At 63.4% G+C, this 17458-nt stretch carries 19 protein-coding genes; 14 read left to right on the top strand and 5 right to left on the bottom strand.

Annotated elements, in window-relative coordinates; genetic code table 11:
- Positions 1-530 precede the first annotated feature (530 nt).
- Both BM075_RS04290 and BM075_RS04285 read left to right on the top strand, forming a co-directional pair.
- Complete coding sequence (locus BM075_RS04290; RefSeq protein ID WP_093359453.1) at positions 531-1367, top strand: protein NO VEIN domain-containing protein; 837 nt, start codon at positions 531-533, stop codon at positions 1365-1367.
- 277 nt (positions 1368-1644) lie between these two features.
- Positions 1645-2067, top strand: a complete 423-nt coding sequence (locus BM075_RS04285) for a hypothetical protein (RefSeq protein WP_143089814.1) — start codon at positions 1645-1647, stop codon at positions 2065-2067.
- A 17-nt stretch (positions 2068-2084) separates the two neighbouring features.
- Here the strand turns inward: BM075_RS04285 and BM075_RS04280 are convergent, their stop codons facing one another.
- The 5 genes from BM075_RS04280 to BM075_RS04260 form a co-directional block, all read right to left on the bottom strand.
- On the bottom strand, positions 2085-2486 hold the full coding sequence (locus tag BM075_RS04280; RefSeq protein ID WP_093359452.1) for a hypothetical protein: 402 nt from the start codon (positions 2484-2486) through the stop codon (positions 2085-2087).
- Positions 2483-3805, bottom strand: a complete 1323-nt coding sequence (locus BM075_RS04275) for a recombinase family protein (RefSeq protein WP_218152822.1) — start codon at positions 3803-3805, stop codon at positions 2483-2485. Before BM075_RS04275 ends, BM075_RS04280 begins: the two co-directional genes overlap by 4 nt.
- Positions 3806-3813: 8 nt before the next feature.
- Positions 3814-4311, bottom strand: a complete 498-nt coding sequence (locus BM075_RS04270) for a DUF2924 domain-containing protein (RefSeq protein WP_093359952.1) — start codon at positions 4309-4311, stop codon at positions 3814-3816.
- 398 nt (positions 4312-4709) lie between these two features.
- Positions 4710-5630 carry an ImmA/IrrE family metallo-endopeptidase gene (locus tag BM075_RS04265; protein WP_093359450.1) on the bottom strand — a complete coding sequence of 307 codons (921 nt, stop codon included), beginning with the start codon at positions 5628-5630 and terminating at the stop codon, positions 4710-4712.
- Positions 5627-5947, bottom strand: a complete 321-nt coding sequence (locus tag BM075_RS04260) for a helix-turn-helix domain-containing protein (RefSeq protein WP_093359951.1) — start codon at positions 5945-5947, stop codon at positions 5627-5629. Before BM075_RS04260 ends, BM075_RS04265 begins: the two co-directional genes overlap by 4 nt.
- Before the next feature lie 161 nt (positions 5948-6108).
- Between BM075_RS04260 and BM075_RS04255 the strand changes: the two genes are divergently transcribed.
- The 12 genes from BM075_RS04255 (at position 6109) to BM075_RS04200 (ending at position 17306) form a co-directional block, all read left to right on the top strand.
- Positions 6109-7335, top strand: a complete 1227-nt coding sequence (locus BM075_RS04255; protein WP_093359449.1) for a hypothetical protein — start codon at positions 6109-6111, stop codon at positions 7333-7335.
- Positions 7328-8257, top strand: a complete 930-nt coding sequence (locus BM075_RS04250; RefSeq protein WP_093359448.1) for a hypothetical protein — start codon at positions 7328-7330, stop codon at positions 8255-8257. The genes BM075_RS04255 and BM075_RS04250 overlap by 8 nt, the downstream gene beginning before the upstream one ends.
- A 160-nt stretch (positions 8258-8417) precedes the next feature.
- Entirely contained in the window at positions 8418-9581 is a 1164-nt protein-coding gene (locus BM075_RS04245; protein WP_093359447.1) for an SEC-C domain-containing protein, read from the top strand.
- A 153-nt stretch (positions 9582-9734) separates the two neighbouring features.
- Positions 9735-9944 (top strand): helix-turn-helix transcriptional regulator, encoded by a 210-nt coding sequence (locus tag BM075_RS04240; RefSeq protein ID WP_043869387.1) that lies wholly within the window; start codon positions 9735-9737, stop codon positions 9942-9944.
- 13 nt (positions 9945-9957) lie between these two features.
- Positions 9958-10443, top strand: a complete 486-nt coding sequence (locus tag BM075_RS04235) for a hypothetical protein (RefSeq protein WP_093359446.1) — start codon at positions 9958-9960, stop codon at positions 10441-10443.
- The gene (locus BM075_RS04230) at positions 10443-11189 is read left to right on the top strand and encodes an ATP-binding protein (RefSeq protein WP_093359445.1); all 747 of its coding nucleotides are present in this window, start codon (positions 10443-10445) and stop codon (positions 11187-11189) included. Before BM075_RS04235 ends, BM075_RS04230 begins: the two co-directional genes overlap by 1 nt.
- Before the next feature lie 21 nt (positions 11190-11210).
- Positions 11211-11711, top strand: coding sequence for a DUF669 domain-containing protein (locus tag BM075_RS04225; protein ID WP_093359444.1), 501 nt, complete (start codon positions 11211-11213; stop codon positions 11709-11711).
- Between the two features lie 64 nt (positions 11712-11775).
- Positions 11776-12138 carry a hypothetical protein gene (locus BM075_RS04220; RefSeq protein WP_093359443.1) on the top strand — a complete coding sequence of 121 codons (363 nt, stop codon included), beginning with the start codon at positions 11776-11778 and terminating at the stop codon, positions 12136-12138.
- Entirely contained in the window at positions 12138-13082 is a 945-nt protein-coding gene (locus BM075_RS04215) for a PD-(D/E)XK nuclease family protein (RefSeq protein ID WP_093359442.1), read from the top strand. Before BM075_RS04220 ends, BM075_RS04215 begins: the two co-directional genes overlap by 1 nt.
- Entirely contained in the window at positions 13076-14812 is a 1737-nt protein-coding gene (locus BM075_RS04210; RefSeq protein ID WP_143089813.1) for a DEAD/DEAH box helicase, read from the top strand. The genes BM075_RS04215 and BM075_RS04210 overlap by 7 nt, the downstream gene beginning before the upstream one ends.
- Positions 14809-15033: a DUF6511 domain-containing protein gene (locus tag BM075_RS04205; RefSeq protein ID WP_093359441.1), complete on the top strand. Its 225-nt coding sequence runs from the start codon at positions 14809-14811 to the stop codon at positions 15031-15033. The genes BM075_RS04210 and BM075_RS04205 overlap by 4 nt, the downstream gene beginning before the upstream one ends.
- A complete protein-coding gene (locus BM075_RS04200) occupies positions 15033-17306 on the top strand; it encodes a DUF3987 domain-containing protein (protein WP_177208246.1) in 2274 nt (757 codons plus the stop codon). Before BM075_RS04205 ends, BM075_RS04200 begins: the two co-directional genes overlap by 1 nt.
- Positions 17307-17458 lie beyond the last annotated feature (152 nt).

Genomic DNA, 17458 nt, shown 5'->3' with positions numbered 1-17458 from the left:
TAGGCTGTAGGAAAGGGCATCGATGGAAGAAGCTACCGTTGGAAGGAATGTGTTCCGATTGCACGGAGCAGCCGCCGACGGCTCAATTCAGTAAGCGCATTCTTTGGGCGCGTGCTTCTTTCATGCAAAATCAAAGACTTGTGGTGGAGAAGGTTGGATATCAGGCCCATCCCCTCCGCCACTTGCACAGTGCAAACCCGAAAACAGGTCCCTCGCGGGGCCTTTTTCTTTATGTGCCAAAGGGGTTTGCAGGCACCATCCGCCCTTCGGAGACAGACCCGCCGCGCAAGATCGGTCTCCGAACGCCCACCGTCTCTTTCCACCCGCCCCTCGCTCCCGGCGAGACGGATTCAAAATTCCAATAGATTTCAACGAACTGACGGGATCGGGTTGCGCCCGTGTTTCGCTGGTTCCGGGTTGTCTCAAAGCCGATGGCGACGCGACACGCGCGGCGTGCTCGTTGGTATGTCTTGGGAGTTTTGCGGGAAGTCTCTGATGACAAACGCAGTTTCCGCCCTTAGCCTGGCGTGATGTCAAACGGGGCCTGGACTGATCAAGAGAATGACCTGATCGTCGCGGATTACTTCGCGATGCTGGCCGACGACGTCTCTGGTCGCCCCTACAACAAGGCCGAGCATCGGCGCGGGCTGCTGCCCCTGTTGAATAATCGGTCCGAGGGATCGGTCGAGTTCAAGCACCAGAACATCAGCGCCGTGCTGAAGGGGCTGGGTGAGGACTGGATCCCGGGCTACAAGCCCGCCTTCAATTTCCAGATGACGCTGGTGGATGCAGTGGCGCGCTGGCTGGCGCTGAATCCGGCTTGGCTCGGCCGCCATTCTCGTCCAGGAGAGCCGACTGGCCTGGCGGAGGCGCGGCCGATCTGGATCGGGCCGCCGCCCACGCTGTCGAACCAGCCGCCGCCGCAGGAGCTGGAGCAGATGCTGCACATCGCCCGCAAATTCGATGTCGCGGCGCGAGACGAGCGAAACCGCGCCCTCGGCCGTGCCGGTGAGGAACGCGTCCTAGCGCATGAGCGTGCAGCCCTGAAATCAGCGGGCCGCGACGATCTTGCGCGCAAGGTCAGATGGGTTTCGGAGGAGGATGGCGATGGCGCCGGCTACGATATCGCCAGCTTCGCGCCGGATGGCCGTCCGCGCCTGATTGAGGTGAAGACGACGAATGGCTGGGAGCGTACGCCTTTTCATATCAGCCGCAACGAGCTGGCCGTGGCCGAGGAGCGGCGCTCGGAATGGTCCCTGTTCCGGCTCTGGAACTTCGCCCGCGAGCCGAAGGCGTTCGAGCTGCACCCGCCGCTGGACGCGCATGTCTCGCTGACCGCGACGTCCTTTCAGGCGAGCTTTCACTGACCTCTGCCAGCTACCTTGTCGACGACAATGTAGACATCCATCGAATGTCGAGATTAACGTTTGAAAATTGCGATGAATTTCTGGGTTAGCTTTGGCAACTTGTTGGACCTGTGGTGAGCCGATCGTTTTTCGGCACGTTGATGGCGTGCTGAAGCCAATCCACCTAAACGGTGGCTGGTGCGCTGCCACATCTTCTAGCTCCCCGTCTAACGCTCTTTTCCGGACCGTTGAATCCTATGTGAACCCCAATGCCTATTGTCCGGTATGCGGGGAAAAGGTGTTTTACTACCAGAGCCGTTACGGCGGCCGGGTTTTCTTTGATGATCTTGGTTGGCCTTGGCCGAAGCACCCTTGCACCGATAATGGTAGTCAAACCCTGAAGTCCCCGCCTGTCGTGCGTGGCCCAATAGTCATAAAGGATCGCAGCGGAAAAACGCTGGACATTTACGACCTCGACGATCTGCAAGACGCGGCAGACCAATACATATTCACTTTCCAAAACCATCGCACCCGTGCCCGCCTCGACTTGGCGCTCACAAAGAAGGCCATGAAAAAAGGGGGGCTCAGCATTGAAGATTTCTGGGACACGCCTTCCTTCTTGCTTCGCAAAGACGACGAAAAGCCAAACGCGTTCCGGGTGGAATTCATTTCTTGTAGGCAGCGCAAGGTAGTCAGGATCAGGATGCGCCGATCACGTTGACCATGCAATTTGTCCAGTCAAAGCTCCGCTGAAATATCGTGAAACGCCCGCTCAGCCTGCTCCTGCCATGTCTCCCCCGCCAGAAAGCACAGGTCATAGAGGCTGACCGCCGATGCCTCGCGGCCGCAGGTCAGGCGCTTCAGCACCTCCGGCGCCAGATAGGCGAGGCGCAGCTGGCGGCTGACATGGCGTTCGGCCAGACCGACGGCTTCAGCCAGTTCCTGGATCGTGGCGAACTCGCCTGCCTCCATGCGCCGCCGCCAGCCCCATGCCCGGCCGATGGCGCGCAGGATGTGCGGGTCCTGCGTCTGATCCTCGCTCGGGCTGTAGTCGGCGGGCGGCATGATCTTGGGCCGCCCGTTCTTCTTGCGCAGCTTCAGGGGGATCAGCACGCGGATCGTGTCATTGCTTCGGGTCATTCGGCGACCTCCATGTCGCGTGGGGCGATCATCTCGCGGATGACGCCCGCGACGCCTTCGCGGCGGATGTCGACCTCGAGCCCGGCGGCGGTGACGGTGACGCGCCGGACCAGAAGCTGGATGATCCGCGCCTGCTCGAGCGGAAACAGCTGCGCCCAGAGCGTGTTGAAATCATGCAGCGCCGCGATGGCCTCGGCCTCGGAGACCTGATCGCGCTTCAGCGCCGCCAGCACCTGCGTAACCGCCTCGGGGGTCTGCAGAATGCGCCGGACCTCGGTGACGATGGCGTCCTCGACCATGCCCGCTGGCAGGCGGGTCGGCGCGAGGTCGCCGCAGTCATCCTCCGTGGTGCGGTTCTTGATCACGTCCATCGAGACGTAATAGCGGTAGAGCTTGCCGCGTTTCTTGGTCGCGGTCGGGGTCATCGCTGCGCCGGTGTCGGTGAAGATCAGCCCCTTCAGCGGCGCGGGCGTCTGCATGCGGCTGTTGCTGGACCGCGCGTGGCGGTTGCCCTGCAGGATGACGTCGACCTGATCCCAGAGCTTGTCAGAGACGATGGCCTCGTGCTCGCCCGGATAGGCCTTGCCCTTGTGGACGGCCTCGCCACGATAGACGCGATTGCGGAGCACCCGATAGAGGTAGCCCTTGTCGATCAGCGTGCCCTGCTTGCTGCGAAACCCCTCCCGCCGCAGCTCCTTCGCCAGCATCGTGGCCGAGCCGAGTTCGACGAACCGCTCGAAGATCCGGCGCACCGAGGCGGCCTCAGCCTCGTTGATCACCAGCTTGCGGTCCTGCACATCGTAGCCGAGCGGTACATAGCCCCCCATCCAGATCCCGCGCTTGCGCGAGGCGGCCACCTTGTCGCGGATGCGTTCGCCGATGACCTCGCGCTCGAACTGGGCGAAGCTGAGCAGGATGTTCAGCGTCAGCCGCCCCATCGACGTGGTCGTGTTGAAGGACTGCGTGACCGAGACGAAGGTGACGCCGTTGCGGTCGAACACCTCGACCAGCTTCGAGAAATCCATCAGGGCACGGCTGAGCCGGTCGATCTTGTAGACCACCACCACGTCGATCAGCCCATCGTCGATGTCGGCGAGCAGCTGCTTCAGCCCCGGCCGGTCCAGATTGCCGCCCGAGAATCCGCCGTCGTCATAGCGGTCGCGGGTTGCAACCCAGCCTTCGGATTTCTGGCTGGCAATATAGGCCTCGCAAGCCTCCCGCTGGGCGTCGAGGCTGTTGAACTCCATGTCGAGCCCTTCCTCGCTCGACTTGCGGGTGTAGATGGCGCAACGCAGGCGGCGGCCGAGGCGCGTGTTCATGTCCATGGTCAAACCTCCCGAGGTCGGACCTGCAGCCCGAAGAAGCGATAGCCGTTCCAGCGCACGCCGGTGATTTCCCGCGCAATCCCCGAGAGCGATTTGTACTTGCGGCCCTGCCACTCAAAACCGTCCTTCAGCACGGTGATGGTGTGCTCGACCCCGTTCCATTCCCGGATCAGCCGTGTGCCAGCCACCGGATTGCGGGGATCCGCGATCTGGTTCTTGCGGCGGGAGACGCCCTCGACCTCGTCGGCAAGCAGGTCCAGCATGCGGCGGGTCTCGTGATCAGGGCCGCCATAGGTCAGTTCCTGCAGGCGATAGGCGATGCGGGCCTCGAGAAAGGCGCGGCTGTTGTTCGGTGCGGCGCTGCCGAGGAGCCGTTCCCATTCGGTCTTCAACTCTTTCACCGACATGGCCTTGAGCGCGACGATGCGCGACAGGACGCTATGGTCCAGGCGCGCGTCCTGCCCAGGTTTAGGCGGCGTTATCTTACTGTGATGCTTCATCAATTCCTCCGATGCGGATGCGTTTCCTGCGACGACCACCGCTCTTTCGGAGCGGGTAGTCCACGGAACTGTCTCCGTCTGCGGGCGATAAAGAACTGGACTTCCCGGCATTCAGGCGAACGACGCCTGCGGCGAGGATGCGACCCAACTCGGCAAGCCGGGCATCAGGGGACATGCGTTCAGGGCATAGAGGATTGGGCCCGGAAACCGGGTCTTCGGAGGGAATGGACATGGCGGGTTTTCGCGACTGTTGTGATAGGCAAAATGTGTCGCGAAATCAGAAAAATATCAAGTAAATCAGTTTATTACGTTCGATGAGGACATCTGCGCTGCGTGGCGAAAATCTGCGTAGCAGAAATGCCCCCGCACTGACCTGTCGGTCGGGCGGTCGTGGCGAATCAACTCGTCCGGCCGTCCATGAACTTGTCGAAGCTGTCGAGGACTGCCTCTTCCTCCAGTTCGGCCATCTCCCATCGCGATGGGGCGCGGTCGGGGTAGAGCAGAAGCGAGATCGTCATCTGGTCATTGCTGGGCGAGAACACCGTCATCTCGTGGACCGGTTCAGAGCCGGGCCAGACGCCGCCCGGATGGCGGCAGCCGTAGCGCCCTTCATCCCCGTCCACCTCTTGCGCAGCAAGCGAGGCGGGCGGCAATTCGATCACCTCTTGCCGTGCCCTGTAGAAAACCCCGGATTTCAACAGCGGTTCGCTGGACCAGGCCCAATCGATGAAGCCCTCTTTGCCGACCACGATCATCGCGCGCTTGTCGGTGATGGTCATCCATTTCAGGATCGCTGCGGTCAGCGATACGGCATAGCGATCCGCAAGCTCGGTCATCACGTCGATATCGATGATCCGGCCTTTGATCTGCTCGCGGAAATCGTCGACGGGCATCAGCAGGTAGGAGGCGAATGTGTTCGCCTCCGCCTCGATCCGGTTACGGGCCTCATCCCAGTCGGCCATGTTGCGGCTGGTGCATTGGAGCCCGCCCGGGTTGGCCTGCCGGTGCAGGAGGTAGTGCCCCAGCTCATGCGCCAGCGTGAAGTTGCGCCGCCCCGGCGACCGGATTGTCTCGTTGTAGACAATGCCCCACTCGCCGGAACCGCTGGGATGCGGCATCAGCATGCCTTCAACGCCCTTGGAAAGCGGAAGCCCCTTCACGATGGTAATCGGCGCGTCCGGAAAGACCTGACGCGAGAAATCCTGCGCCAGCGCGGCCACATCAATGGGGAACCGCGGAAGGCCATGGGTGCCTTGGACCATCGACAGGATCTGTGTCAGGCGGATAGCCCACCCCTTCGGCGTCGTCGGCAGGCTCAATCCTTCTTCCCCCACATGTCGATCATCTGGTTGATTTTCTGTTGGTCTTCGGGGTCGAGCTTGCTGAACTTGCGGAAGAAGGCCTCTTTCAGAACCTCGTCGCTGGGCTCCTCGCTGTCATCGAGCAGGTAATCGGTCGTGACCTCCAGAGCTTGGGCGATGCGGGTCAGCTTCTCGCCCGACGGTTTTCGCGTATCGCGGTTCTCGAGTTCCCAGAGGTAGCTCTTGCTGGAGTCGGTCAGCTCGGCGAGCTTGTCGAGGGAATATCCCTTTTCCTGACGGTGGCGCTTGATCTTCGCACCGAGGGACGTGGTCATCGTATCATCCTTGGTTTCCTTGGTTGCAGGACGTTTGTTCGATATGCCGAACAAAATTGTGCCGCGCAAGTAGACGTGGCGATCTGTTCGGTATATATCGAACAACATCGTATCGCATTTTTGTGATTCTGTCCTCCTCCCCGGCCAAAGAAAGGGCTCTCATGACCGCCATCGCCGCGTTTCTTCGCAAGACCCCCGTGATCCGTCTGCAGGATTACTTCACTGCTGGCGGGTTCACCTCGCTTGCGCCCATCGACTGGACGAAGCCCGAGCCCGAGGTGGTGGAACCGCTGATCAAGGCCGTCGATGCCATGTCCGATGACGAAAAGCAGCGTGTCGTCCTCGATGCGGCCCGTGTGGCGGCGCTGGCCGATGAGCCCGGCCAGAACGCGTTGCAGAACGTTGTCCTGAACCGCGCCGTCTTCGATACGCTCGAAGGGGCCAACAACCGCTCGCTCTGGGTTTTCCTCAACGAGAACGATCGGTTCCGCCTGGCCGAAGAGGTGCGCTACAATGACGAGCGCCGCCGCGGGCGGTCGTGGAGCGGGTTCGGCGTCGATCCCGATCTCGCGGTGAAGAAGGACCCGGTTTCGCTCGCCGCGTTTACGGCCGCGATCCGCGAACGGTTCGAAACGCCCAACGTCCATGTCGACATCTTCGACCGCCACCGGGTGATCCTTGAGGGCGAGGAATGCGAACTGGTCCAGGTCGCGGTCTACCGGGAGGGGCGTCCCGAGGACACGCTGGGATTCGACGCCAACAGCACCCTGTCGCGTCGGATCGTGAAGCCGGTCTTCGAGGCGGCGCTGACCTATGAGGCTGCGACCGGCGTGATCGAGGTCGTGGCCAAGACGCGCGAGGATCGGATCGATCTGACCCGGTACATGGCGCGCGACCTGCTGGGCATCACCCTTACTGAGGAGCAGACGCTGCCGCTGCGCGAGTACGATCTCAGCATGCTGCTGCGGCCTTTCGACTTCCCGACTGACCCGGCCGACGGGATTGCCGGCGTGACCGTCAAGGAATTGCGCCTGATGGATCTGGGCGATGCGAAGGAGCGCATCACGCTCGAATCCATGTCGGGTGCCGACCGGACGATCTGGCAGATGGCGGAACACCGGATCGGCCTCGACATCGGTGGCGGCGCGCGTGTCTTGGGTGGCACCGGCGACGTGGCGGAATGGGTGGTCACCCGTGCGCGCTTCACCATCAAGTTCCACCCGGGCCCCGATGGCGGGCGGGGCAAATCGCTCTCGATGACCGTGACCATGCCGCATGGCTGCAACCTGAAGGACATGACCCCGCAAGAGCGCCTGATCGGCGAGAAGTATTTGCGGCTCTGGGGCATCCTGAAGGACGACAACGACGAAGGCGACGTCCTTGGGTAAGCGTGCGATCGACCTTCTGCTGCGGGCCATGGAAGCCCGCAGCATGTCTCTCCAGACATCGGCGTTGCACCAGGTTTCCCGAAGCGCGACCGACGCGTTGATCGCAGCCAAGCTGTTGGTGTCGGGCGGGCATGTCCCGGTCGTCGCAGGGATGGACGACTATGAGGATGAACCCATTGAGGCCACCTGGTCGGCCGAGCTGAAATCATTCGGCTATCACGACAGCATCGGCCGCTGGGTCAAGGTCGCCAATCAGGACATCGCGGCGTGTAGGGTCGATTTTGGCCTGGCCCTTGCCAAGATGCTGGTGGCGTTCGAGCGTGCCGGGCCTTCACGCCCGGCGCCCTTGATCACAGATCTCGTCTGGGACGTGGGAACCATCAAGCTCGCCAGGGCGAAAGCCTCGGTCCCCGTCTGGTTTGCCCGGCGGCTCGGGGATCCAGGTGTCTGGGCGCAACTCGAGGCGATGATCGCGCGCAAGCCACCACAGGAAATCCGTATCATCCTGACCTCCACACCCGGCGAGCGCATCCCAGAGACCTCCCAGAAGCGCAACCACATCATCAACGTGGCGGATGTTGCGGGCGATCCGGCCAAGCTCGCGGTCTCGCCGCAGGTTCTCGGGGCTCGGGTGTTCCCCGGGCAAGCGCAGCGGCGATTTCCCATCGATCATTCAAATGACTGCGGACTCGTTTGGCATGGTGACACGACCCTCACCTTCGGCGGCGACAAGCAGCGGCTACTTCTCCAGATCATGTTTGCCGCCTACTGGACCGGGTCACCGGTTCTGCGGGTGGCCGCCGTGCTGGAAGAGGCAGGCTATGGCGGACAGGTGAACTCGCTCAAGAAAGCCTTTGGCCGACGCGAGGATTGGCAGGCCTTCATCAAATTCGACGACGGAAATTGCTGGATTGAAGCTTGAAAATGGCATTTTCAGACTGTTGGCCGTGATCCTTGGTGGACCATTGCATGACCCAGTACAGCCGAGCGCAACCATGGCCGGTAACGCGATGTTCATTTCAAGCCAGGCTTGCCTGCTGCCACGCCTTGCAGCAATCTTTGCAACCTGAGCAGATAGCCCGATGACAATTACCCCCACAAATAAAGGCATGTCCCGATACCATGATAGTCGTGCAATGAAAGGCCGAGAGAGAAACGCCCCATGTTGGTGTGGCTCTGGCAAGAAGTATAAGAAGTGCCACCTTGGTCGTGATGCTCAGCCAAAAGAAAATCCTTGGGCCGCGGTAGATGTAAATCGCAAGGCATTTTCCCAAAAGAAGTGCTGGGCACGCGACGTGGGCTTGGGAGATTGCGAAGGCGGCGTGATCAAAGCACACACTGTTTCGCGGGGCCCGAATCTCGCCAAGATCGCCGAGAATGGGCATGTGCTGCAATACGGCGCCAGCATTCCTGATATGAATAAAAACGGTGGCAAATTATCCGTGAAGAGGATTGGCATCAAGGATGCGTCCGTTTTCCATGGTTTTTGCAGCAAACATGATCGGGAGATTTTTTCTTGCATCGAGAATGAAGTCTTTACCGGACGCCCCGACCAGTGTCTCGCCGTCGCTTATCGGACGATGAGCCGAGAACTCTATGGGAAAGATGCTGGCTCTCACTTACGCGAAACGTTGAGGGGCGCCGATAAGGGGCTGCAACCTTTTGAGCAGTTCATGCTTCAGAAGATGCTTGATGAAATAGACACGGGCAACGAAGCTGCTCGACGCGATCTGAAGGCCACTCATGACGCATTAACCGCAGCATTGGTGGCCGCCCGGACAGATGTGCTTAGCTCTCTGATCTTTGAATTTGCGGCGCCTATTCCGTTCATGTTTGCAGGCGCGTGGTCGCCGTTTACTGACCTCCACGGCGCAGAACTTCAAAAAGGATACGTAGACGAGCTTCTCGAGCAGGTTTTTGTTTCTTCATTTGCGGGTGAGTCCAGCGCAATGATCTGCATTTCCTGGCGGAATATCGACGGTGCACCCGGAAAGGTCATCGCAGATCAGCTCGAAGAACTGGCGGACGAGACACGAGCCTCGGCATGCCTTCAGTTTGTGATGAAGCATGTCGAGAATGTTTTCTTCAATCCGGATTGGTTCGGGGCATTGGATGAAAAACAGAAAGAACGTCTTGACCAGCTTGCGGCCGACGGCATCGATCCAATGGGCAGCGTTCCCTCAATGCCTGTTCGCTTGGATGTGGATTTTCGATTACCGCGGTCCATAAGATCGTTCCACGCTTGACCAAAAGGCCGTCCTTCGGGGCGGCCTTTTTTTGTTTCAGCGCGAAGATCTTTCCGAACTCCCAGTTTGCCTACCGGCTGCCTCCCCAGCGCCTCCAAGCCCCTCCGCCATGTTGAACCCGCAAGTGTTCGCAGAAATCCCAAGGAGGTTCACATGGCGACCAGGCACCTTTCCCAGATCGAGCTGGCGGCTCGCTGGAATATTTCGCACCGCACGCTGGAGCGCTGGCGGTGGACGGGCGAAGGCCCGAAATTCATCAAGCTCGGCGGCCGGGTGATCTATCGGCTCGAGGATGTCGAGGCCTTCGAGGCCGAACAGATCCGCGGCGTGGATCACGAACCCCATCGTCCGATGTCGGCGTGAGGGGGGGCGGAACATGACGATCTCCAATCACATCACCCTGGCCGATGTCCACCGCATGCCGGTGGGCGAGATCGCGGCGCTGCCCGCCGATCAGCTCGCGCTGCTGAAAAGCGCGGCCGACGAGCAACTGACGCAGGCGAAGTCGGTCGCGGACTGGCTCGACGGTGCCATCTCTCTGAAATACGCGGACCGCGCCCAAGACACCCGCCAAGAGGCGGGCAAGGACACCGGCACGATCCGGTTCGAGGATGACGGCGTCACCGTGATCGCCGAACTGCCCAAGCGCATCGACTGGGATCAGGCGTTGCTGGCGCAGATCGCCGAGAACATCGCCTCGGCGGGCGAGGACCCGGCGGAATTCATCGAGACCAAGCTGTCGGTCTCCGAGCGCAAATACGGCGCTTTGCCGGAAAGCTGGCGCAAGGGCTTCGAGCCCGCGCGCACAGTCCGCACCGGCAAGCCCAAGTTCCGCCTCGTGCTGAACGAGGAGGTGCGCTGATGGCCATTTCGCTCGCATCCCTGCGCACGACCTCGGTGCTGACCCCGCCGCGCATCCTGATCCACGGCGTGGCCGGGGTGGGCAAATCCACCTTCGCGGCCGATGCCGACCGGCCCGTCTTCCTCATGACCGAGGATGGCCTGGGCAAGCTGCAGGTCCCGCATTTCCCGCTCGCGACCAGCTATGCGGAGGTGGCCGAGGCGCTTGATGCGCTCTCAAACGAGGACCACGATTTCGGTACGGTCGTCGTCGACAGCGTCGACTGGCTGGAGCCGCTGATCTGGGCCGAGGCCTGCAAGCGCAACGGCTGGGCCTCGATCGAGGCGCCGGGGTTTGGCAAGGGCTATGCCGAGGCGCTGACCATCTGGCGCGAATATCTCGACCGGCTCAACGCGCTGCGCGACCGCAAAGGCATGGTAGTCATCCAGATCGCCCATACCGACATCAAGCGTTTCGACAGCCCCGAGCACGAGCCCTACGACCGCTATGTGATCAAACTGCAGGCCCGCGCCTCGGCGCTGCTGCAGGAGCATTCCGACGTGGTGCTCTTTGCCAACTATCAGATCTCGGTCGCAAAATCCGATGTCGGCTTCAACAAGAAGGTGACCCGTGCGCTCGGGTCCGGTGCACGCGTCATGCACACCGAAGAGCGCCCCGCCTTCCTCGCCAAGAACCGTTACGGCCTGCCGGATACCCTGCCACTCGAGTGGTCAGAGTTCCTCGCAGCCATGCCCCAACCTGAATGATTGCCTTGAAAGGACAAGACCATGGCACGTTTCGACACCTCTTTTGACGCGACCAGCGTCGAACCCACCACCGCCTATGAGCTGCTGCCCGCAGGCAAATACCGCGCCCAGATCGTCGAGAGCGAGATGCGCGTCACCAGGAACGGCATGGGCCAGTTCCTCTGGCTGATGCTCGACATTCTCGACGGGGAGCAGAAAGGCCGGAAGATCTTCGACCAGCTGAACCTGGTGAACCCGAACCCGACCACGGTGGAAATCGCGCAGCGCACGCTCTCGGCGATCTGCCATGCCACGGGCCGGATGCATGTCAGCGACAGCGAGGAGCTGCACCTGATCCCGATGACGATCCAGGTGAAGATCCGGCCACCGAAGAACGGCTACGGCGAGAGCAACGCGATCGCCTACCTGCCGCCCGAGCGTGGTTCGACCCCGGCCGCCCGCCCGGCAAAGCCCGCGCCCGATCCGGCCGGCTCTTCGGTGCCGCCGAAAATGGCCTCCGCGCCCTGGAACAAGAAGGGCTGAGCCTTCGCGCTGCCCTGCGCCCTGACTGACGGGGCAGCGCGCAACCCCATCTGAGGAAATTCCCATGACTGACATGACCAACGCGGCCCCCGTGGCCGTGAACAACCCCGGCTTGCCTGAAAACCAGCGGCGGCTGATCGAGCTCGACGATGCCATCGCCAAGATCCGCACGCAGATCGCGACGGCCGATCTGGCCCGCCAGCGCGGCCAGAAGCCGATCGATCCGGACTGGTTCCACCGGGCCCGCACGGCCCTGCGCCACCTGTGCCGCGAGCGGGCAGAACTTCTCGCCCAAGGCACCGGCCGCCGTCGCCGCGAAAAGCTGAAGGACGTGCTGATCGGCATCCTGCGCGAACGCCATGACCCAGAGACCTGGGATGGCATTCTGGCCGAGGCACAGGCCCGTAGCGAACGGGAGGGGCTGTGATGGCAGAACTTCCCGAAGCCTCCACGCCGACGCTGACGGCGATCTATGCCGACTACGAGACCCGCCAGGGCGATGGTTTCCGCGATCACCTCGGGGCGTCGATCATCGGCAAATCCTGTGCCCGCGCACTCTGGTACGACTTCCGCTGGGTCACGCCCGCGCGCCATTCCGGCCGTCTGCTGCGCCTCTTCGAGACTGGGCAGTTGGAAGAGGACCGGCTTGTGCGCAACCTGCGTGCCACCGGGGCAACCGTGCTCGAAGTCGATCCCGAGACCGGCCGCCAGTTCCGGGTCGAGGCCCATGGCGGGCATTTCGGCGGCTCGCTCGACGGCGTAGCCCTCGGGCTACTGGAGGCGCCGAAGACCTGGCATGTGCTGGAGTTCAAGACCCACTCGGTCAAGAGCTTCAACGAGTTGGTCGCCAAGGGTGTCGTTCTGGCCAAGCCCCAGCATGCCGCGCAGATGCAGGTCTACATGCACCTGACCGGAATCACGCGCGCGCTCTACGTCGCGGTCTGCAAGGACAACGACGCGCTGCATGTCGAGCGCATCGAGGCGGACCGCGCGATGGCCGAGCGCCTGCTGGAAAAGGCCGGGCGCATCATCTTCGCCCAGCATCCGCCCGCGCGGATCAGCGAGGACCCGGCCTGGTTCGAATGCCGGTTCTGCGATCACCATGCGGCCTGCCATGACGGCGGTGGCGCGGCGGTGACCTGCCGCTCCTGCCTGCATGCGACGCCGGTCGACGGTGGTTGGCACTGCGCCCGACACGACCGGATGCTGGCGCCTTCCGAGCAACGCACGGCCTGCGGCCGCCATCTCTTCATCCCCGACCTCATCCCGGGCGAGGTCATCGATGCGGGCGACGATCTCGTCACCTACCGCATGGCCGATGGCACGACCTGGACCAACGACGCCCGTTCCCCGGAGGCCGCGCCATGCTGACCCTGCGCCCCTATCAACAGGCCGCGATCACCGCGATCTACGGCTATTTCCAGACCCACACCGGCAATCCGCTGGTGGTCATTCCGACCGCGGGTGGCAAGTCGCTCGTCATGGCCTCCTTCATCGAGGGCGTGCTGAAGGCCTGGCCCGATCAGCGCATCCTGATCGTGACCCATGTCCGCGAGCTGATCGCCCAGAACCATGCCGAGATGATCGGCCTCTGGCCCGAGGCCCCGGCTGGCATCTATTCGGCGGGCCTCGGCAAGCGCGAGGCACAGGCGCGGATCCTTTTCGCCGGCATCCAGTCGATCCACCGCCGCGCGGCCGAAATCGGACACACCGATCTTGTGCTGATCGACGAGGCGCATTTGATCCCCGGCAAGTCGAGCACGATGTATCGGCGCTTCCTCGACGCGCTGAAAGCGATCAACCCGGCGCTCAAGGTGATCGGGCTGACCGCCACGCCGTTCCGGCTCGATTGCGGGATGCTGCATGAGGGGCAAAATGCGCTCTTCACCGACATCGCCTATGAGGCCCCGGTCCGCGAGCTGATCGACGCGGGGTATCTGAGCCCTCTGGTCTCGAAGCAGCCCGCAACCCGGCTCGACGTCTCAAAGGTGGGCACCCGCGCGGGCGATTTCATTGCGCGTGATCTGGCGGCGGCGGTCGATCAGGACGCCATCACCCGCGCCGCCGTCACCGAAATCATCGAGCATGGCCGTGACCGGAAGTCCTGGCTGGCCTTCTGCTCGGGCGTCGAGCACGCGCGCCATGTGGCCGAGGAATTCGGCCGCCAGGGCATCAGCTGCCGCACGATCTTCGGCGACACGCCGAAGGACGAGCGCGATGCGATCCTTGCCGCCTTCAAGCGCGGCGAAATCCGGGCGCTGGCCTCGATGGGCGTGCTGACCACCGGCTTCAACGCGCCGGGCGTCGACCTGATCGCGCTGCTGCGCCCCACGCAATCGGCCGGGCTCTATGTGCAGATGGTCGGGCGCGGCACCCGTCTCGCGCCGGGCAAGGAGAATTGCCTGGTGCTGGACTTCGCGGGCAATGTCCGTCGCCACGGACCGATCGATCTGGTGCGGCCCAAGCGCCCCGGTGATGGCGGCGGGGGCGAGGCACCGACCAAGGTCTGCCCGGAGTGCGACAGCATCATCGCGCTCTCGGCGACGGAATGCCCGGATTGCGGCTATGTCTTCCCGGCGCGCGAGGTGAAGATCGCCCCCACCGCCGCCACGCTGCCGGTGCTTTCGCCAAAGCAACAATGGCTTCCGGTCACGGGCGTTTCCTACAGCCGCCACGACAAGGCTGGCGGGCGTCCGTCGCTCAAGGTGACCTATAGCTGCGGCCTCGCCACCTACAGCGAATGGGTCTGCCTCGAGCATCAGGGCTATGCCCGCCAGAAGGCGGCCGAGTGGTGGCGCAAGCGCGCGCCCGGCTGCCCCGTGCCGCTGAGCGTGGCCGAGGCCCTCGCGCAGACGAGCCGCCTTGCGCGCCCCAGCGACATCTCGGTCCGTCCCTCGGGCCGCTATCTTGAGATCTCCGGTTACAGGTTCGCCCCATGCGCCCATCCGACCCCGGCCTCTGCGCCGTCTGCCACAGGGAACCTCGCGGCTTTGGCTGGTTCGAACCGGGGTTCCGTCGCACCGACCCTCGGCGCGACGCCAGCCGCAAGCGGCTCTGCAGCCGCGCCTGTCAGGACCTCTGTCATGGGAGGAAGGGCATGATCGATCCGACCCCGAATGAGACCGAGGCCATGGCCACAGGCGGCCAGATGGGGGGCGAATATCTGGAAGCCATCGGCAAGTCCGACCTCGCGACCCTGTCCGAGGAGGAATGGGCCCGGTTTCTCGACGCGGTCGTCACCGGCTATTGCGACCACCTGCGCGCGCTGGCGGCGAAGGATCGCAACCGGCTCGATGCGATGGCGCCGGAGGTGCCGTTCTGATGGCCGACACGTCCTGGATGGCGCGCTTCGGCGCGCGGCTCGTCACCAATGGCTATGCCATCCTGCCGATCGGCCCGGGCACCAAGAAGCCCGGCCGGTTCCAGCGCGGCGGCTGGGCCGATTACCCGGAATGGAACCGCCATGCCGAACGCCCGACCACGGAGGTCGAGGTCGCGACCTGGGTTGCCTGGCCCGACTGCGGCATCGGCATCGTCGGTGGTGCGGTGGCAGCGGTCGATATCGACATCGCGACGGACGCCGAACTGGCATTGCAGATCGAGGCGCTGGCCCGGGCGCGCCTTGGCGACACGCCCGCGCTGCGCATCGGCCGCGCCCCGAAGCGCATGCTGGTCTATCGCACGGCCGCACCGTTTAGGGGCATCAAACGCCATCCGCTCGAGGTGCTCTGCCTCGGGCAGCAGTTTCTGGCTTATGCCGACCACCCCGACACCGGCGCGCCCTATGTCTGGCCCGACGAGGGGCTGGCCGATCTCGATATCAGCGACCTTCCGGAAATCACGGCGGAAGCGGCGACGGCCTTTCTCGAGGAAGCCTATGCGATCCTGCCCGAGGCCCTGCGTCAGCGTGGGCTGCGCTCGGCAGCACCGGCCACACTCCTGCGCAACCACGGGCAGATCGGCACATTGCCCGCCATCCGGTCGGCACTCGACTGGCTGCCGAATGACGAGCTCGATTACGACAGCTGGATGCGCATCGGCATGGCGTTGAAAGGTGCGCTTGGTGATGAGGGCGGCGAGGTCTTTGCCACCTGGTCGGCCCAGGCGGCCAAGGATGTGCCCGCGACCACGGCCCGCGCCTGGGCGAGCTTCAAGCCCGACAGGATCGGCGCGGGCACGATCTACCACCTCGCCATGGAGCGTGGCTGGCAGCCCGACGCCGCCTTGCGCCTCGATGGCAGCCTCGATCCGGACGGCCCGCATCCGGCCGCCGATCTGCTGGCCCGGCTGGAGGGGAGCGCGCCCACCGTCGCCGACCCGGAAAATCCCGCCTTCAGCCTGACCATCCCCGACGGTCTCGTCGGCGAGCTGACCGGCTATATGCTCGCCACCGCCCGCCGCCCGCAACCGCTTCTGTCGCTCGGGGCGAGCCTCTGCGCCATCGGGGCGTTGATGGGACGGCGGTATCGCACGACCAGCAACCTGCGTTCGAACCTCTATGTCGTGGGGATCGCCGACAGCGGCTCGGGCAAGAACCACGCCCGCGAGATCATCAACGAGGTCTTCTTCGAGGCGGGTCTCGCCCACCATCTCGGCGGCAACAAGATCGCCTCTGGCGCCGGGCTCCTGACGGCGCTTCATCGGCAGCCGGCGATCCTGTTCCAGATCGACGAATTCGGGATGTTTCTCTCGGCCGCCGCCGACCGGAAGCGCAGCCCGCGCCATATCACCGAGATCCTCGACAACATGACCGAGCTGTTCACGGCCGCGGGCGGGATCTTCCTCGGGGCGGAATATGCGAACCGCGACGGCACCAATGAGCGGCGCGACATCAACCAGCCCTGCCTTTGCGTCTATGGCACCACGACGCCCCTGCATTTCTGGGGCGCGCTGCAGGGCGCGAATGTGGTCGACGGCTCGCTCGCGCGTTTTCTGATCCTGCCGAGCGATGAGGACTATCCCGACGAGAACCTCGCCGTGGGCATCCGGCAGGCGCCGCCCGCGCTGATCCAGGCGCTCCAGCTGGTCGCGAGCGGCGGCGGGACCGTGAAGGGCAACCTGACCGGCAAGACCGCCGATCAGAACACCGCCGTGAACCCGATGACCGTGCCGATGTCCGACGCTGCGCGCGCCCGGTTTGCCGACCTCAGCGACACCCTGACCGAGGAGCTGCGGGCAGCGGCCGGCACGGCCTTTACCGCCATCCTCGCCCGGATCGGAGAGAACGCGCTGAAGCTGGCGCTGATCGTCGCTGTCGGGCGCGATCCCGTACGCACCGAGATCGACATCACCGCGGCGGACTGGGCCATCGGCTTCGTGCGCCATTACGCGCGGCGCACCATGGAGGCGGTCGAGCGCCATGTGGCGGATACCGAGACCGAGGCGCATCTGAAGCGTCTGAAGGAAATCGTCCGCGCCGCCGGGCCCAAGGGGATCACCAAATCAGAGATCACCCGAGCCTCACAATGGCTGAAATCGCGCGACCGCGACGAAATCCTGCTGACGCTGATCGAGAGCGGCGACATCACGACGGGCATGCGCGGCTCCTCGACCAAGCAGGCCATGGTCTACCGGATGGCGCGGTGGGGCGGGTGACCGGAGATCCTTCAATCCGCCGGAAACGGCCCTTGAAGCCGAAATGCCGACAAGCAGCCGAAACGAAAGGGAAAAACCGGATCCTTCAAATCCTTCAATCTTTCAAGAGGACCCCTTTCCCCTATACGCGTGCACGCGCGTTCTAATAGAGA

Source organism: Tropicimonas isoalkanivorans (assembly GCF_900112335.1).
Taxonomy (GTDB): domain Bacteria; phylum Pseudomonadota; class Alphaproteobacteria; order Rhodobacterales; family Rhodobacteraceae; genus Tropicimonas; species Tropicimonas isoalkanivorans.
The sequence above is the reverse complement of the archived record's forward strand: the minus strand, read 5'-3'. Positions and strand labels throughout refer to the sequence as shown.

Bases quoted from the DNA above. Each gene is read 5' to 3' on its own strand.
- BM075_RS04290 (WP_093359453.1), top strand. From the start codon at position 531: ATGTCAAACGGGGCCTGGACTGATCAAGAGAATGACCTGATCGTCGCG.
- BM075_RS04280 (WP_093359452.1), bottom strand. From the start codon at position 2,486: ATGACCCGAAGCAATGACACGATCCGCGTGCTGATCCCCCTGAAGCTG.
- BM075_RS04275 (WP_218152822.1), bottom strand. From the start codon at position 3,805: ATGAACACGCGCCTCGGCCGCCGCCTGCGTTGCGCCATCTACACCCGC.
- BM075_RS04270 (WP_093359952.1), bottom strand. From the start codon at position 4,311: ATGAAGCATCACAGTAAGATAACGCCGCCTAAACCTGGGCAGGACGCG.
- BM075_RS04260 (WP_093359951.1), bottom strand. From the start codon at position 5,947: ATGACCACGTCCCTCGGTGCGAAGATCAAGCGCCACCGTCAGGAAAAG.
- BM075_RS04255 (WP_093359449.1), top strand. From the start codon at position 6,109: ATGACCGCCATCGCCGCGTTTCTTCGCAAGACCCCCGTGATCCGTCTG.
- BM075_RS04245 (WP_093359447.1), top strand. From the start codon at position 8,418: ATGACAATTACCCCCACAAATAAAGGCATGTCCCGATACCATGATAGT.
- BM075_RS04240 (WP_043869387.1), top strand. From the start codon at position 9,735: ATGGCGACCAGGCACCTTTCCCAGATCGAGCTGGCGGCTCGCTGGAAT.
- BM075_RS04235 (WP_093359446.1), top strand. From the start codon at position 9,958: ATGACGATCTCCAATCACATCACCCTGGCCGATGTCCACCGCATGCCG.
- BM075_RS04230 (WP_093359445.1), top strand. From the start codon at position 10,443: ATGGCCATTTCGCTCGCATCCCTGCGCACGACCTCGGTGCTGACCCCG.
- BM075_RS04225 (WP_093359444.1), top strand. From the start codon at position 11,211: ATGGCACGTTTCGACACCTCTTTTGACGCGACCAGCGTCGAACCCACC.
- BM075_RS04220 (WP_093359443.1), top strand. From the start codon at position 11,776: ATGACTGACATGACCAACGCGGCCCCCGTGGCCGTGAACAACCCCGGC.
- BM075_RS04215 (WP_093359442.1), top strand. From the start codon at position 12,138: ATGGCAGAACTTCCCGAAGCCTCCACGCCGACGCTGACGGCGATCTAT.
- BM075_RS04210 (WP_143089813.1), top strand. From the start codon at position 13,076: ATGCTGACCCTGCGCCCCTATCAACAGGCCGCGATCACCGCGATCTAC.
- BM075_RS04205 (WP_093359441.1), top strand. From the start codon at position 14,809: ATGATCGATCCGACCCCGAATGAGACCGAGGCCATGGCCACAGGCGGC.
- BM075_RS04200 (WP_177208246.1), top strand. From the start codon at position 15,033: ATGGCCGACACGTCCTGGATGGCGCGCTTCGGCGCGCGGCTCGTCACC.